At 58.3% G+C, this 15383-nt stretch carries 15 protein-coding genes; 5 read left to right on the forward strand and 10 right to left on the reverse strand.

From position 1 onward, the window contains the following. Positions 1–85 precede the first annotated feature (85 nt). From tnpA to ACP16H_RS23885, 4 genes are all read left to right on the forward strand, one after another. A complete protein-coding gene (tnpA, locus tag ACP16H_RS23870; RefSeq protein ID WP_425074650.1) occupies positions 86–514 on the forward strand; it encodes an IS66-like element accessory protein TnpA in 429 nt (142 codons plus the stop codon). Further along, positions 511–864, forward strand: a complete 354-nt coding sequence (tnpB, locus tag ACP16H_RS23875; protein ID WP_425074649.1) for an IS66 family insertion sequence element accessory protein TnpB — start codon at positions 511–513, stop codon at positions 862–864. The genes tnpA and tnpB overlap by 4 nt, the downstream gene beginning before the upstream one ends. A gap of 124 nt (positions 865–988) precedes the next feature. Beyond that, on the forward strand, positions 989–2479 hold the full coding sequence (gene tnpC / locus ACP16H_RS23880) for an IS66 family transposase (RefSeq protein ID WP_425074648.1): 1491 nt from the start codon (positions 989–991) through the stop codon (positions 2477–2479). Continuing rightward, positions 2418–2651, forward strand: a complete 234-nt coding sequence (locus ACP16H_RS23885) for an H-NS family nucleoid-associated regulatory protein (protein WP_425074697.1) — start codon at positions 2418–2420, stop codon at positions 2649–2651. Before tnpC ends, ACP16H_RS23885 begins: the two co-directional genes overlap by 62 nt. An 89-nt stretch (positions 2652–2740) precedes the next feature. On the opposite strand, the gene ACP16H_RS23890 is transcribed toward ACP16H_RS23885, so the two are convergent. The 10 genes from ACP16H_RS23890 to ACP16H_RS23935 all read right to left on the reverse strand — a co-directional run bounded on the left by ACP16H_RS23890 (position 2741) and on the right by ACP16H_RS23935 (position 13983). Then, complete coding sequence (locus tag ACP16H_RS23890; protein WP_425074698.1) at positions 2741–3733, reverse strand: RES family NAD+ phosphorylase; 993 nt, start codon at positions 3731–3733, stop codon at positions 2741–2743. Between the two features lie 35 nt (positions 3734–3768). Next, positions 3769–4725, reverse strand: a complete 957-nt coding sequence (locus ACP16H_RS23895; RefSeq protein ID WP_246156775.1) for a sce7725 family protein — start codon at positions 4723–4725, stop codon at positions 3769–3771. Next, positions 4722–5618 (reverse strand): sce7726 family protein, encoded by an 897-nt coding sequence (locus ACP16H_RS23900; RefSeq protein WP_425074699.1) that lies wholly within the window; start codon positions 5616–5618, stop codon positions 4722–4724. Before ACP16H_RS23900 ends, ACP16H_RS23895 begins: the two co-directional genes overlap by 4 nt. 322 nt (positions 5619–5940) lie before the next feature. Beyond that, entirely contained in the window at positions 5941–6105 is a 165-nt protein-coding gene (locus ACP16H_RS23905) for a hypothetical protein (protein WP_007803240.1), read from the reverse strand. A gap of 386 nt (positions 6106–6491) precedes the next feature. Beyond that, positions 6492–6965: a hypothetical protein gene (locus tag ACP16H_RS23910; protein WP_425074700.1), complete on the reverse strand. Its 474-nt coding sequence runs from the start codon at positions 6963–6965 to the stop codon at positions 6492–6494. 100 nt (positions 6966–7065) lie between these two features. Beyond that, complete coding sequence (locus ACP16H_RS23915) at positions 7066–9243, reverse strand: ParB/RepB/Spo0J family partition protein (RefSeq protein WP_425074701.1); 2178 nt, start codon at positions 9241–9243, stop codon at positions 7066–7068. 113 nt (positions 9244–9356) lie between these two features. Next, on the reverse strand, positions 9357–10490 hold the full coding sequence (locus ACP16H_RS23920) for a helix-turn-helix domain-containing protein (protein ID WP_425074702.1): 1134 nt from the start codon (positions 10488–10490) through the stop codon (positions 9357–9359). Between the two features lie 196 nt (positions 10491–10686). Further along, on the reverse strand, positions 10687–11610 hold the full coding sequence (locus ACP16H_RS23925; RefSeq protein ID WP_089423473.1) for a ParB/RepB/Spo0J family partition protein: 924 nt from the start codon (positions 11608–11610) through the stop codon (positions 10687–10689). Further along, entirely contained in the window at positions 11600–12745 is a 1146-nt protein-coding gene (gene repA / locus ACP16H_RS23930) for a plasmid partitioning protein RepA (RefSeq protein ID WP_157729110.1), read from the reverse strand. The genes ACP16H_RS23925 and repA overlap by 11 nt, the downstream gene beginning before the upstream one ends. A gap of 293 nt (positions 12746–13038) precedes the next feature. Next, positions 13039–13983, reverse strand: coding sequence for a recombinase family protein (locus tag ACP16H_RS23935; RefSeq protein WP_425074703.1), 945 nt, complete (start codon positions 13981–13983; stop codon positions 13039–13041). On the opposite strand from ACP16H_RS23935, the gene ACP16H_RS23940 reads away from it, so the two are divergent. Continuing rightward, positions 13976–15013, forward strand: coding sequence for an IS110 family transposase (locus ACP16H_RS23940; RefSeq protein WP_425074704.1), 1038 nt, complete (start codon positions 13976–13978; stop codon positions 15011–15013). The two genes, ACP16H_RS23935 and ACP16H_RS23940, sit on opposite strands and share 8 nt — an antisense overlap. Positions 15014–15383: the final 370 nt, after the last annotated feature.

Consider the following 15383-nt stretch of genomic DNA (forward strand, 5'->3'; position numbering starts at 1 on the left):
GTAAGCGTTTCCTGGCCCCCACCTTCCAGCCGATAGCCTGACCTGCGATGCCGCGCCTGACGGATATTGGTGCGGGAGTTTCGCGATGGCAACTACGGGTGAGTTTCTCAGGGACTATGGCGTAGAGATACGGGGGAATGGTCAGCGGCGCTGGCCCGACGAGGTCAAGGCGCTGATCGTCGCTGAGACGTTGAAGCCGGGTGCGACGGTGAATGCGGTTGCTGCGCGTTATGGGCTTCGCGCGAACCAGCTTTCAGAATGGCGCAGTCGGGCACGCGATGGCCGGCTGGTTTTGCCTGCGGTTGAAGATGACAGCTTCTGTTTTGCGCCGGTCATGGTGTCGGATAACGGCGGGGTGCATGTGCCAGCTGTTGCGGGGCAGCCAGTCACGCCTGCAGCACCGCCCTCGGCACCAATCGAGATTGCGATGGGCCAAGTCACGATCCGATTGGACGCAGAGACGCGTTCTGACCGGATAGCCGAGATCGTGCGTGCAATCGGGGCACGGCCATGATGTTCCCTTCAAACCGCATGCGGGTTCTGGTCTCGACGCAGCCTGTGGACTTTCGCAAAGGTCACGATGGGTTGGCGGCAATCGTGTCATCGGTGCTGCGCAAGGATCCGTTCACGGGGACGGTGTTTGTCTTCCGCTCGCGCAGGGCGGATCGGCTGAAGCTGTTGTATTGGGATGGGTCTGGGCTGGTGATGGCGTATAAGCGATTGGAGGAGGCAACCTTCACTTGGCCTGCGATCAAGGACGGGATGATGGCGCTGAACCACGCCCAGTTCGAGGCCCTGTTTGCCGGGCTGGACTGGCGCCGTGTCAAGGCGCTGGAGACACGCCCACCCACTGCGACAGAATGAAACAACCATTCTCTTTTGCGTGTTTTTACTGGGGTTTTTATCATAATCTCGGGTCATGATTGAAACGCCTGTCATTGACCTTTCCACCATCCCTGCCGCGCAGCGTGCAGTGGTTGCGTCATTGATGGAAACGATCGCAGCGCTTCAGGATATTACCCAACGCCAACAGCATCTGATTGCCGAACTGAACCATGCCCTGCGTGGCAAACGGTCGGAAAAGCTGTCTGAGGATGAGCGGCAACTGGCCTTCGAGGACCTGTCCATCGCGCTGGCCGAGGTCGAGGCAGAGAAGGAACATCTGGCTGCCAAAACGGATGACAAGACGGCAGCCAAACCTGCGCCAAAGCGCACCATCGGCAACCTGCCCGCCGCACTGCCGCGCATCGAAGAGGTTATCGAACCCGATAGCCTGATCTGCCCTTGTGGCTGCGGCGTCATGCACAAGATCGGCGAAGATCGCAGTGAACGGCTCGACATCGTGCCGGCCCAGTTGCGTGTGATTGTCACCGTCCGGCCCAAATACGCCTGCCGGACCTGCACCGACGGTGTGACCCAAGCTCCAGCACCAGCGCACCTGATCATGGGTGGGTTGCCAACTGAGGCCAGCATCGCCCATGTGTTGGTCAGTAAATACGCTGACCACCTGCCATTATACCGCCAAAGCCAGATCCTGGCGCGCGCAGGCCTTGATCTGCACCGTGCCGTGCTGGCGGATTGGGTCGGCAAGGCAGCGTTCCACCTCAAGCCCGTCGTCGACCGGCTCGCCGAACATCTGAAACGATCCGGCAAGCTGTTCATGGACGAAACCACGGCCCCGGTGCTGGATCCGGGTCGCGGTAAAACCAAAACTGGCTATCTCTGGGCCCTGGCCCGCGATGACCGGCCATGGGGCGGTGAAGATCCGCCCGGTGTGGTCTACTTCTATGCACCCGGTCGGGCGGGCGAGAATGCCGAAACATTCCTGACAGGCTTTGACGGCATCCTGCAGATCGACGGATACCAGGGCTACAACCGACTGACCAAACTGACCCGCAAGGGCGGTGCCCCCATTCGGGTGGCCCATTGCTGGGCACACGCGCGCCGCAAGCTGAAGGAAGTCTTTGACCGCGATGGTTCAGAGATCGCCGCCGAAGGCCTGCGCCGCATCGCCGAAATCTATACCGTTGAAGCCGATATCCGTGGCGTCTCGCCCGGCCAGCGTCTGTCTGCCCGTCAAAGCCGCAGTGCTCCACTGGTCGTGGCATTCGGTGATTGGCTGCAAGCACAACGCCGCAAGATCTCCGCTAAATCCCGGCTGGGCGAAAAGCTGACCTACATCCACAATCACTGGGACGGTTTGCAAACCTTTCTGACCGACGGGCGCGTCGAGATCGACAACAACCGCGTCGAAAACCTGATCCGCCCCATCACTCTAAATCGCAAGAACGCCCTCTTTGCGGGTCACGACGAGGGCGGCATCGCCTGGGGCCGCATCGCCTCGCTGATCGAGACCTGCAAGATCAACGGCATCGAACCCTTCGCCTATCTCAAGGCCACCCTCACAGCGATCGCCAATGGCCACCCGCAAAGCCGCCTCGACGATCTGCTGCCGTGGAACTTCAAGCTGTCAAGCTAAACTGACCGTGCCGTCCAGCGACCGCTTACAATCCTCCCGTACGCCTGCAGCGGCGAAGTACCGGAACCCTGAGAACCCGGCGCTCACCTGGTCCGGTCGCGGGCGGAAACCGCTGTGGTTCGTGGAGGAGCTGGAGGAAGGGAAGACCGCAAGCGACCTAGCGATAAGTTGAGTCTATAGGCGACGCGAGCCGCCCGCTGTTTCCATTTGCTCGGTGTGAAAAGTGCTGCGTTGCATCAAATCGAAGTTGGCATCCGTGACTTAACGCACAAATGTGCGATATATTAACGAAAGACTGGCCACCTCATACTCAGCCACTGATTGGGGTGTCGCTGCTTCTGGCAAAAATAACGCAACATTCATCCCTTCACTCAGTGAGCTGCTGTATGCCACACCATCAAACCCGCACTTCTTGATGAACTCGCATAAAAATTGGCTGGGAATGTAGTTGATTGCAGCGCTATCAGGAACGACTGGGGTGGCCAGTTCTTTGCCGAGTATCTCTAGAAAGTCGATGTCTCCACGCAGAAGAGCGATGCTGCCTTCATCCTCTTCCAGAAACGGCGAAACGAGGGTTCTAGGAGCCCGCAGATCAACAATTTTCAAACCAGCTTCGATTACAAACTCGGCAACGCTTACGATCTCGCCTGGCTGTGCGCGCACCTCACAGATCGCTGTCTCGACTGTCGATCCTAGATACAGGTACGGGATCCCTGTCGGATTAGCGCGACCTGAAGTCGCAAGCATTGCCGGAGGCGCTCCCATTTTGTCAATGGGTATTGGCTGTCCGTCTTTCTCTATCCTTGCTCGATACCAAACTTCAGGTTTCTCACAATCGCGCAGAATTAGGTTCGAGAGATGAACCCCCAAGCGTTCAGTGTCGATCACGCTGTCTGGAAAGTAGCGATTGACGTACTTGAGTTCGTCTGTCAGCGCACGCCATCGTTCTAAGCTGTCGGTGCGACAACTCTCTGACAGGCCGAACTGCCCGCGCACGATCTCACCGTCGTCAAAAACCTCCACCAGCAGGATCTGCGCCTGAGCCTCAGAAACATTGGGATTACTGAACAGTGACCAATCTGCGCTGAGCCACTCAACCAACGACTTCCCTCCCTCGGAGCGCGGATAGATCGTCAACAGCAGTTCAAAATAATCCGCCAACTCGCGAGCTGATAAAAGCGGTTGGTTCTCTGAGCCACACGTCGGACACGTTCCTGTTTGGGATGATCTTTGGGGGATAATCTGATCGCGCAAGCCCGCGTCCCCAAAACACTCTGGGCAGCACAACATCACTGAGCCGGATTATCCTTAAAGTACTTTGCGAAGGTCTCGATATGATGTTTCATCGCGAGCTTCTTCACATAGCCCAGACCCGGATAGTGTCCCTTCTCATGAAGCTCTCTGAACTCAGCAATTGCCGATGTATCGTAGTAACGGTTGTCCGCCGACCCTAGGTGCAAAATCAGCTTCGCAAGCGCTTCAGCAAACTTCCCAGCAGGGTCGGTGGGAGTGTCCTGCCGATCAGACTTAAAATGACGGATGTACATAATATCGTCGTCATCTGTATTTATGTAGGTCAGGTGGATTGCAACTGTGTAAGCAGGTCCTCCAGTTTCTTGATAGTCATCGCCAACCATAAGAAAGTCCGCAAACCCCGTCATCCCCTCCAAACCATAGGTGAGATGCAAGTCTGAAAAAACCTCCACATCAGGATGATCTGCATTCCTTCGCTTCTCGAATCCGTTCCTCAGAAGCACGCGGTGCGGTTGGAATGCAAAATGCTTCTGATACAATTTGCCAGATTTGCCGTCTTCGAAAACGCTACACGCAATACCCGCAACGCCTTGAATTTCTGCTGCTAGAGCCTTCGACTGAGAAAACCCGCTGTGCACCAGTGCAATGTTGTGACCCTGAAAGGTGTTTATGAGCCCGGATGCTTGTTCGAGCGACGTAGCCTCATCCAACAAAACCCCGACGGTGACTTGCTTATCCTCACTGTGCTTGTCTTTGATCAGGTTCACAAGCTCTGCATTGTAGTCCGAGAAATCCCCGATCCGTGGATTTGCAATCACAATTATGCCCGCCCCCTTTTCAAGGGTTACATCGATGGTCTTATTCAAACCATTGAGCTGCGATTTAACTGGCTCCACTATCGGAACAAAGCCACTTGCGCCTAACGTCAGGGCACTCTCTCTGATCGTAATCAGCTCGTATTGCTTACCCCTAAAATAAGGAAAGTAGATCAACTAGCTGCCCACCCTTTTGCCTCTGCCAAAGGCACATTGAGGACCTCAATTAGATTTCCGAATTCAACGTTTGATATTTTGGTGCTTAGGGCAACAGACTGAAGCGAAGCTGGCAATTCTTGAATGAATTGCGCAAGATGCGTGAGCGTTCTAGTTTTCTTGAGCACTTTCACCATGGCGCGATGGACTTCCGCTGACGCGATAGTGCGAAAGACTTCCATGTAAGCCTGGTACCGTCGGGTATTTGGCACGTCTGGCAGATCATAGCCAAGATCTTTTAGGATAAGGCCCGCCTCCCTCATACTGACAACGTCAAAGATGTTGGCGGCGGATGTACGGTCTGGGATGTTCTGTGCAGCCCGTATCTCGCTGATCTGATATCGGCCAGACAACCTTAGAATACCGACGTCCGAAGGCACCGCATCAAGAACTGAGGCCAGATGGTTCTCACCGACGATCACATTGACAGACGCGAAGACCTTTCGATACTCTTCAATCTGACGCTCCAAGCGCGTTAGACTGTCTCGTTCAGATTTTATTTCGTAGACAGTCCCGGTGCCGTTGAGAATGACCACATCGGCTTTACACCGACCAACACGAAACTCTGTTATCATCGAAGCTGTGTTGAGCGAGTGCGTTCCCAGCAAAACCCTGTGGGTGAGTGCAGCCTTATAGGCATACTCGTGACGAAATTCGGCTTGCCGAAGGTATCCAAACGCGCACTCGAAAGCCTCGCCGATGGTAACGCTCTCAGTGAGTTCGCCGTCAATTCCAGACTCAACAAGCAACCTCGCGAACATTGGCGATTGGCCCGTCTTCGCCAGCTCCTTGATCACAGTTCTAGAAAAGAACCTGCTTACCGCTGATGCACTTATTGCGTTGCAATTATTCATTTTCAGCTTCCTGCCCTCGGCAAACAGTAGCGAAGCTTTCCGAATCTTTAAAGACTCATGTGACGTCTTTCAGAAGAATTTCGACCCAACGTGACCGCCCATCCTAGCCAGAATCGAACGCCCGTCGGGCCCGAGGTGCCCTCATGGTATGACCGCTTTGACTACAAGCGACCTTCCAGAAACCCTCGTGTGTCCGCACGACGATCTGCGTCAGGTGGCAAACCGGCGTTCCTCAGATCGGCATCGCCGATCACTTGGTCGCCGATAGGCCCGGAGGCGCACTTGCGCCGTGCCCGGGCCCTCGGGAAGTGAGGCCAAAGCCTCACCCGAAGGGATCGTACTCCGAGACGATCACGACCTCGTCGCCGTCGATTTCATCGGCGGGGACGGCGCCGAAGGTTCCATCCCCTGCCTGGAAGACGACGATCGAGACCATGAGGGTGGCTGCGAGGGAGGCGGCGAAGGCGTGTGCATCTTTGCGGGACATCTGTTTGGCTCCTGTCTTGGAGGCGGGGGACCATCCCCCGCGCGACAGGACCTCGAAGGCCCGAATACTGGCTGACATCACCGGGTGCGTTCGGCTCGTCCGAATCCATCCGGCGGCACGGGCTTGCCCGTAGTCCGACCCCTCGCGGGTTGATCTCGAAGACGGGATTCGGGCCAAGGAAGGGAATGGCGAGCGGGGGATGGTCCCCCAACGTCAGGAGCCGGTTGTCCCGCTGATGTTTGGAACGCCGCCAGCCTTCCGGCCTAGATCTTGGTTGAAGACGTCCTTCCTTGGGGATGGTTCCTTTGGCGCCCCGCGTCATAGCGGGACGAGGGTGTGGTCGGTGAGAGGCCCGCGCTGAGGCGGGCCCTCGGTTTCAGTTGGGCTCAGGCGGCCAGGTCCGCGCCCCCTGCCCTTTCGCCCTCTTCATCGCCGACGATTTCAAGCCGCGCGTTGCGGTATCCTTCTTTGGCGATCCAAAGCTCGGCCGCAGTGACGGACTCCGCTAGATGCAGCAGCTCCGTGTTGCCGCCGAAGTCCAGAAGCACGCGCACCTGCCCGGGCTTCGGCTCCTCGGCCACCTCGAAGACGAGGGCGCTGTCAGCGGAATGGCTGCGCATGATGGTGACGAGGATCACCCCGTCCGAAGCGAAGTTGCCTTCATGCAGCGTGAACGACGCGGGAGCAGTCCAGGTCGCGTAAGGCCGGGGTGGCTCCTTTTTTACAAGGCGGCCGACACCGTTCGAACGCTCCCAGGCCGCCAGCTTCTTCGTGAAGCGTGGCGGTGGCTTGGGACTGCCGTCGGTGTAGCGAATGAGCGCCCCAAGGGGCGCGGTGTCGATGATGGTTGTTGCAGACATGATTCCTCATTCCGAATGCGCATAATCGCACTCATCTTATTGATATTGTTATGTTATAGGCTGATTGGGGGCGGATTGCCCGCCCCCCTGCTGGAACACGTTACTCTGCGGCCAGCATCGACGCGCCTTCAGCAGGCAGGTCATCCGTCAGGAATGCAGGAAGGTCAGCCTCACTGACGCTGTCGGCCACTTCGGCATCGACATCCGCCCCCTGCCCTTCGGCATGGTCCTCATCGTCCAGCGCCACGAGATCGTTCCGGCGCAGGACCTCGGGCAACCAGCCGCTGCCCTTCAGCAGGCGCTCGGCCTCACCGGCCATCTCGCCCTTCTTCAGGTGATCGAGGAGTTGGGCAGTCCCCTCCCCTTTCGCCTCCCGCACGGCCTCGAGGATGCGGGCCTTGGGCACGCGGTTGAGATAGGTGTCGACGGTCGGCTCCCATCCCGCCTCGACCATATCGAGACCTGTCGCGCGCGCCACAAGATCGGAATGCGCCATCCGCCGGGTCAGACCGCCAGCGGAGATGCCCGCACCGTATGGGTTCACCTTTTCATGCAGCGCGTTGACGCCGAAGCTGAGGCAATGCGCCAGCAAGGCCAGCCGACTGCCCTGGTCGAGGACCGTCAGATAGTCCCAGAGCGCCGCATCATCGCCAAGCGGCAGATCGGCTTCCCATTCCGCGTGACGCTCGTCGACCAGTTTGGCCACCACGCTGTCCTTCAGATCGGGCGCTTGCGCTGACATATAGACGTGACGCACCGAGGCTTCGAGACAGCTGCCCGAAGCTGAGGAGGTGCGGAAGGTGTCCGTCACCAGCTTCAGGAGCAGCAGCGTCAGCGCGACATCCGGCGAGCGTCCGATCGCTTCACGCAGTGCCAGCGTCCGGTGGGCCGTCAACTCCATGACCAACCGCTCGGGCAGTGGCTTCAGCGCCCCGTCATCCTCATCCTCCGGCAAGTCAGCTCCGATCGGATGGCCACCCGACATGATGACGGTTCCGACATGAGCGACACTGCCATGGCCATCGGTGAGATCACGATCATCCCCCTGCCCCGCAGCATCAGTACCATCATGGACCGCGGTCTCCTCAACGGGCTCATCCTCTGGACGCACATACCCGCGATAGACTGCCAGCGCTCCGGAGCGGTCGAGCGTAACGAACGCCCCTGCCCGTCCGACCTCGGTCTGATCAAAGATCAACGGCCGAGTCTCGAGTTTTTCCATCTCCGTTTCCAACACGCCAAGCCGCGTGTCGATCTCGTCGGGGATGTCATCCTGACCCGTGTATTCCTCTTCCAGCGTCCGATACTCGGCGAGCAGCTTGGCAAGGGCCGCACCTTCGTCATCCGTCATTGGCGCCGGATCACTGGCCAGGGACCGCAGGCCGTGGCTGTAGCCGTAGCGCAGGTCGAGTGCGACCTCGATCCACTTCCAGCCCTCAACCGCAACCGTCTCAGCCTCGGCCTGGAGTTTTTCTGTCACCAGCCGATCAAGCAGGGCAGGGTCCTCGAGCCAACCTCCATCATCGCCTTGGAACAGGTCATGCAACATCGTGCCGCCCGCCCCTTCATAGGCCTCAACACCCACAAAAACCGCGCGTCGGTCGGACGCCCGGACCGAGGTCTCGGTCAGCATGCGCCGGATTTGGAATGGCTCCTTGTTCCAGGATGCATGGATCACATCCCAGACCTGAACCTGACGCGCATGATCGGGGTTCACGGTGAAGGCCATGAGCTGTTCCAGCGTCATGCCATCCTCGGCATAGACCTCAAGCAGGGCAGGGGCGACGGAAGCAAGTTTCAAGCGCTGCTTCACGATCTGCGGCGTCACGAAGAAGGCGGCAGCAATCTCTGCATCGCTCTGACCCTTGTCCCGCAGCGCCACAAATGCGCGGAACTGGTCGAGCGGGTGCAGGGCGACGCGCTGCATGTTTTCCGCAAGGGAATCGTCCTCGGCCAAGATGTCGGACGCAGCATCGCGCACGATGCAGGGAATGGGCGTGGTCTTTGCCAAACGCTTTTGCTTCACCAGCAAGGACAATGCTTGAAACCGGCGCCCCCCGGCCGGGATCTCGAACTTGCCGATCTCGGTCCCATCGTCAGCCAACACGGGCCGCACGCTCAGGCTCTGCAACAGACCGCGGCGAGCGATGTCTTCGGCCAGTTCCTCGACGGACACGCCAGCCTTGATGCGCCGTACGTTGGACTGGCTCAGCACCAGCTTGTCAAAAGGGATATCCCGGGACGGGGACAGGGTGATTTTCCGAACAGCTTTGGTCATCAGATCTTCTCCACAACGGGCGCCGGAAGCCACTCTCCCGATCTCGCTTCCCGTCACCCTCAAACCAACACTCCTTTCCCTCTCACGATCGTTCTTGACCGCGGTCAAGAAGTTCACGTGGGAGCAAGTTGTGTGCGTAGGATCCTTTCGAAATAGGCGTCAGGGTGTTTGATCGTGTCTGCTCTTGCTATCAGGTAGTCGAAGACGAGAAGCAGTTTTCCCGCGCCAGCTTTCTGGATGCCATACCGAAGTTCGTCTTGGCTTATTCTAAGCAATCGACCGAGCTCGTATAGAATGCGGGTAAGGGCTTCTCCTGTCCGCGGCGGTTCTGGGAAAAATCCTGCAACATGGGTGAAATCCTCCCATGCCATGCGTGCTGGGTCTCGGTTCATCGTCGGTTTGGTTTTTGCGGTTTGTTCACTGCGATTGACCGTAGAGGGAGCAATCTTTTTAGTATCTTTTTTTATAGACTCTATGTGCCGGACATTTTGTCCGTTTGTGGCGGGCAGATCGTTGGATTCTGGTGCATAAGGTCGGTGTTCGATAGCTTGTAAATTATCTTCGGAACCAGCTTTTTCTGCGGCATGGTGTTCACCGTAGCTTGCGTCGGTATCGGCTCCGAGGGCTCTAAGTTCCGAGATAACGCTCAGGACTGCATCAACGGTTAATGTTGCTCGACGCAGGACATTTCTGATCATGTTGAGGGTAGAGAGCTTTGCGTCATCGAAGCGTGTCTGTTGGAGTAGCGAAGCTCGTAGGGCCAACGCTTCAGCCTTCAGTGAGCGCAAGCGCTCGCGTTCTTCGGTGAGTTGCAAGGCTTGCGTCGAGAGCGATCCGTACCTCTGGATCAAGGGCATCAGGTCGATGCCGAAGGCATCTCTGATAACGCCTCCATACCGCAGCGGAAAGCGTTTGCCATTTGCTGAGTTCTTGCGTTCGATCAGTTCAGCAGCTGAGAGGCGTCCCAGGCTGCGTCGAAGTGTTCTCTCATCGAGTCCATTGGCGCGCTCTGACAGAGAAGCGTTCGATGGGAACACGACAGTGAGCGTAAGTCGCTGGCTGTCCTGAATCTCACGTTCTTTGCGGGGTAGGAAGCTAATGAGCGCGGTCAGAACGGCGAGGTCATTGGCTGTGAGACCGAGCTCCTTCCTCAGTACGCGAACTGGGCCCAGAAGCTCATAGGGGTTAGGGCAGGGCAGAGATATCCGTTCCGCCAGGGCGGTTGTTGTTTCAGTTGCATGTCTCATGGTGTTTCGGAAGAAAAAGCATCCCCGTTCACCGCGAGCGGTGTTGAAATCGATTCGTTTTGGGGGTATCAATCAGGTGTCGAGACTGATTGAGGCCCTTCGGAAGCATCGCTTTCGGGGGGTCTTTCTTTTTCTAGCCGGTCCTCCTTTCGTTTCTGCTCGTTGCTTTCTTGACCGCGGTCAAGACACGGGGTCGTCACTTTGGCCCGTCTTGACCGCGGTCAAGAAGCTCCATGACCAGTTTCCGGACTGCCTCCTCAACACGAGGGACAAGATCAGCGTCCACATCGATGGTGATGCGGTTGCCCTTTCGGCCGATCTTCACGCGCTCACTGGGATGTGTCTTCTGCGTCGACGGTTTGGTGGCTGTCAGCAAGGTAACCGCCGCTTCGAGACGGTCGGGGCCCGGTACGTTGCGAGGGATTTTGCCGGCAACTTCTCGGGCTCTCGCGACGTCTTTCTCGCACAGCCTGAAAAGCTTTTCCCAAACCCGTCGACCAACGCCGTGTGCAGGTCCGATAGCCTGGATCAGTTCCATCGGGATGCCCGTAGCGATACGGTTCATCCGCGAGACGAGCGATTCATCGATCTGAAGTGCCCGATACGCGATCGTTTGAGCGTTCTTGCGCGTTTCGTCGGTTTTCCCAAGTTCTCGAATGATCCCGGCGACAAACAGAGCCCTTTCGATGAACGATGGGTCTTGACGCGCATTATTCTCCACGCCTTGGGCAATGAGAGCTTCCTCGTCGGTCATCTCCATGACCGTGGCGCGCACTTTCTGACCAAGTTGGCGACAAGCGAGAAGCCGACGGCGTCCATAGACGATCTCAAGCGCACCGTCCTGGGTTCGGCGAACCAGCACTGGAACCTTTTGACCGTGCTCGCGGATCGACGAGACAAGCTCATCCAGACCATCGCTTGGATCGATGCGGTCCATGACCGCGGACATCCGTATGGCGGTCGGGTCGATCAGCCGCGTGGCGTGTTTATCTTCTTCGAGCACGGATGCTTGTGCGCGAGCTACAGTTGGGCTCGTTCGCTTCACATCCAGATCCTCGTCCGAAGGCGGCGTTTTGCCCATCGCGTTCTTGAGTGAGTCCCCGAAGACCTTACGCGCCATGGCTACGCCCCCATGCTTTCAGGATTTCGCGTTCGACTTCGTCGGTCACGCGCGAGACGGACTCGATCGCGCGCTCGTAAGTTCTGCGATTCACGTCGCGAGGTTCGACCTCGAAGATGCTCTGCTGGGTGTTCGCAGCATCACCCACGGCTGTTGATTTCAGGAACTCGGCAGACAGCACGGCATCCCCGAGGACTGTCCGAAGCAGAGACGAGATCTGCACCTGCGGACCATCCGTATTTTCGTAGCGGGTGATCAGAACGCGCACGAAGTTCAGTCCATGTTCCGGGGCGTGTGCCTCGACGACGCCCATCAGGTTGCTCGCCATGCCCAGAAAGCTCGCCAGCGACATGACATCGAGCATCGACGCGTTGAGCGGGATCAGGACCCCAGTTGATGCAAAGAGTGCAGAGATCACAGAGAAGTTCAGCTGCGGTGGGGTGTCAAATATCACCACATCATATCGGTTGAGGACGGGCTCAAGCGCTTCCCGGATGCGGCTATGGAACGTGGTGGCGCCGTGCCTGAAGCTCAAGGCGACCTCGAACTCGTACTCCATGATGTCCATGGATGCTGGAATCAGATCCACAGTCGGGAAGTTCGTTTTGCGAATGATATCTGCTGCGGGCAATGGATCGTCCGATCGGATAAGATCGTATGAAGTCGGCATATCCGGATCGAGCTCGGGAGTAACCCCGAACAGGTTTGTCAGACTTGCCTGGCTGTCTAGGTCGATCAGCAAGACCCGGTAGCCGCGCAGACCCAGTAGTTGTCCTACATGGGCAACAGATGACGTCTTTGCCGAACCACCCTTCAGGTTGAAGATCGTCAAGACCTGACAAGCCTCTCCCGGTCTTCTGTGCGGGTGTTCTTCTGGCTTGATCCTTCCAGTCTCGAGAAGTACGCGTTGTGCCTCGACCATCTCCTCTGCAGAGAAGCTACGGCGGTTGCCGCCCTCCAGGACACCTTCGGGAAAGCCTTCGAGGTTTGACACATGATGGCGAAAGGTATTCTGATTAATGCGAAGCAGTTCAGCCGCTTCCCGCATGGCGAAGCGTCGGAGGCCCTTCTGAGCGTCCGGTGGGAAGGTTTCCTGCGCATGTTCACGCAACCGACTACCAAGCCGCTTGGACATGACTTCAAATCTCTGGGAGGCCCGTATCCCGTTCATCACTGCCCTCAAGTCTTTATTGTTTTGCAAAGCTTAACAGATATTGTGGATAAATCCAGACCAAACCGTTGAGCGGCCTGGGGGCGTTGAAGGCACCGATTTCTGTCGACGGTAAACTGTTAAAAATCAGCGTCTTGGGCGACTGCGCTCTCGCTCTACTTCAACACCTCGTTGCCAACTACGTAGTGACCACAAGATGTATTGTGAGTGCGTACAGAGTTCGGTCGGCAGAATCGGATGGGCGATTCTCGGGAATCTCAATCGAGCAGCCCCAGCCTCTCAGCCCGCTCCAGTAGCATCTTGACCGAAGAAGGCTGCCAGCTTGTCCGCCCGCGTGGTGTGCGTTCGCGCATCGCTTCCAGCCGGGTACAGATCGCCTGAAGCGTGATGTCGGGGTCCGCGCCCTTGATGCCGGCGACGATGGCGGGCAGACGGTCGTCGGTTTCGCGGCGCCCGGCGCGGGCCAGCACCTCGGCCGGCAGGAAGCCGTCGCGGACATAGGCATTCACAGCGCGCAAGAGACGGCTTTGGGTCCAGCGACGCGCCTCGGGCAATGGGCCGTTGATGATGCGCACCACGTCTTCCCAGGCCAAGTCGGGTCGCAACCGGCGCACATGGGGCACCCAATCTTGTGCCGTCTCGTTCAGACGCTCCATGTAGCCGTCTTGTCGCGCCAGCCGCACTTTGCGAAGAGCAGCAGGGTCTTTGGCCCGCAGTCCAGGGTTCCCGCCGACCCGGCCCTTGGTACGGGCGCTCGCCAGCCCCGCCTTGGTACGTTCCCGGATCAGCGCCCGCTCGAACTCGGCCGCGGCGCCCAGAACCTGCAGCGTGAACTTGCCTTGCGGGGACCCGGTGTCGATCGGGTCCTGAATGGAACGAAAGAACGCACCCTTGGCCTCCAGCCGCTCGATCACCTCCAGCAGATGCGACAGGGATCGCGCGAGGCGGTCAATCCGCACGACCACCAGCGTGTCGCCCTTGCCGATGCGCTCCAACACCCGCGCAAGCACCGGCCGCGCACGATTGCCGCCCGAGGCCTGTTCTTCATGGATTTCGGCGCAGCCTGCGGATTTCAGGGCCTGCGACTGGGGCAGGGGGGTCTGATCTTCGGTCGAGACATGAGGTAATCGCGGCGGCGCTGATCGGATGGATGGTGCAAGCTGCAGGGATAGAAGCCTTGAAGGAGATACCCCTATGCCCATGTTTGCCGCCCTTGATGTGTCCAAGAAAGAGACGCAGGTTCATATCGTTGATGTGTCTGGAAAGTGCGTCTGGCGCGGAAAAGTGCCGACCACCCCGAACGACATTGCGACAGTGCTGCACCCCTACGCCAAACAGCTTGAGAAAGTTGGCCTTGAGACGGGTAGCTGGAGTTCGTGGCTCTACCATGGCCTGACCGATCTGGGTTTTGACGTCGCTTGCATGGATGCACGCCAAGCGCACGCCGCGCTTTCGGTGACGGTCAACAAGACCGATGCAAACGACGCCGAAGGGCTCGCGCATCTGCTGAGAACTGGTTTGTTCCGCGACGTGCGTGTGAAGCCATGGTGCGATCTGCGCAGACGGGCATTGCTCCGGGCCCGTGCGACGCTGGTGCGGACGGTCATCGATCTGGGCAATGCCATCCGCAGTGCCCTGCGATTGTTTGGCTTCAACATGGCCGCGGGTCCCGGTTCGGGAGGTGCGCGCGCTTTTGAGCGTCGGGTCGAACAGCACCTTTCTGAACAGCCTGGTCTTGTTCCCGTTGTGATGCCGCTGCTTGATGCCTGGCGCGCTGCGCGCAAACAGGTCGCCCGACACGAAAGCTCGATCCGGGCTGAGGTTCGGGCAGATGAGCGGTGTCAGCTGCTGATGACTGTCCCGGGGGTCGGCCATTTGAACGCGCTCGGCTTCGTAGCTGCGATCGGAGACACCACGTCCTTTCCATCAGGGCGCACGGCAGCGGCCTGGATCGGCCTAACACCGCGCCGATATCAATCGGGCGAGATTAACATGCAGGGCAGGATTTCGCGTCACGGCGACAAGCTGTTGCGGTCATATCTATACGAAGCCGCCGCCCACATCCTGACCCGCGCAAAGACCGACAGCGCCCTGAAACGATGGGGCACAGCCCTGCGGGAAAAGGTCGGCTTCAAACGCGCGAACGTCGCGGTGGCACGAAAACTCGCCGTGACGCTCTTTGCGATGTTGCGCACCGGCAAGCCTTTTGAGGCAGATGGTGTTGCTGCGTAACGAATAACCAAGATCCACTGCTGGACGGCAGTGGCGCGTCCGCCGGGACGCCGAGCCGGCTCACCGCGTTACGCTCGCTGCAGCCCCACCCGGGAGCACTGCGTTTCGAAACATTGCGGGAGCCGTTTTCGGAGCTCATGATGCAGCGGCATATACCCGACTGCGAAGACAACCCTGACCCCGGACAGGCGGACACGCCACAGAAGTTCAGTTGCCTAGAAAACAAAAAACGCCGCTCTTATGGCGACGTTCAAGAGAAGAAGTGCTTGACCCACAGTCCGCGATTAGACAACTCGGGCATAACCGATCAGGGGCATCAAAACAGTCTTTTTGCAGTTTCGTATACTATTACTAAACGACCGTTTGTAAA

The organism is Sagittula sp. S175, assembly GCF_049800975.1.
Taxonomy (GTDB): domain Bacteria; phylum Pseudomonadota; class Alphaproteobacteria; order Rhodobacterales; family Rhodobacteraceae; genus Sagittula.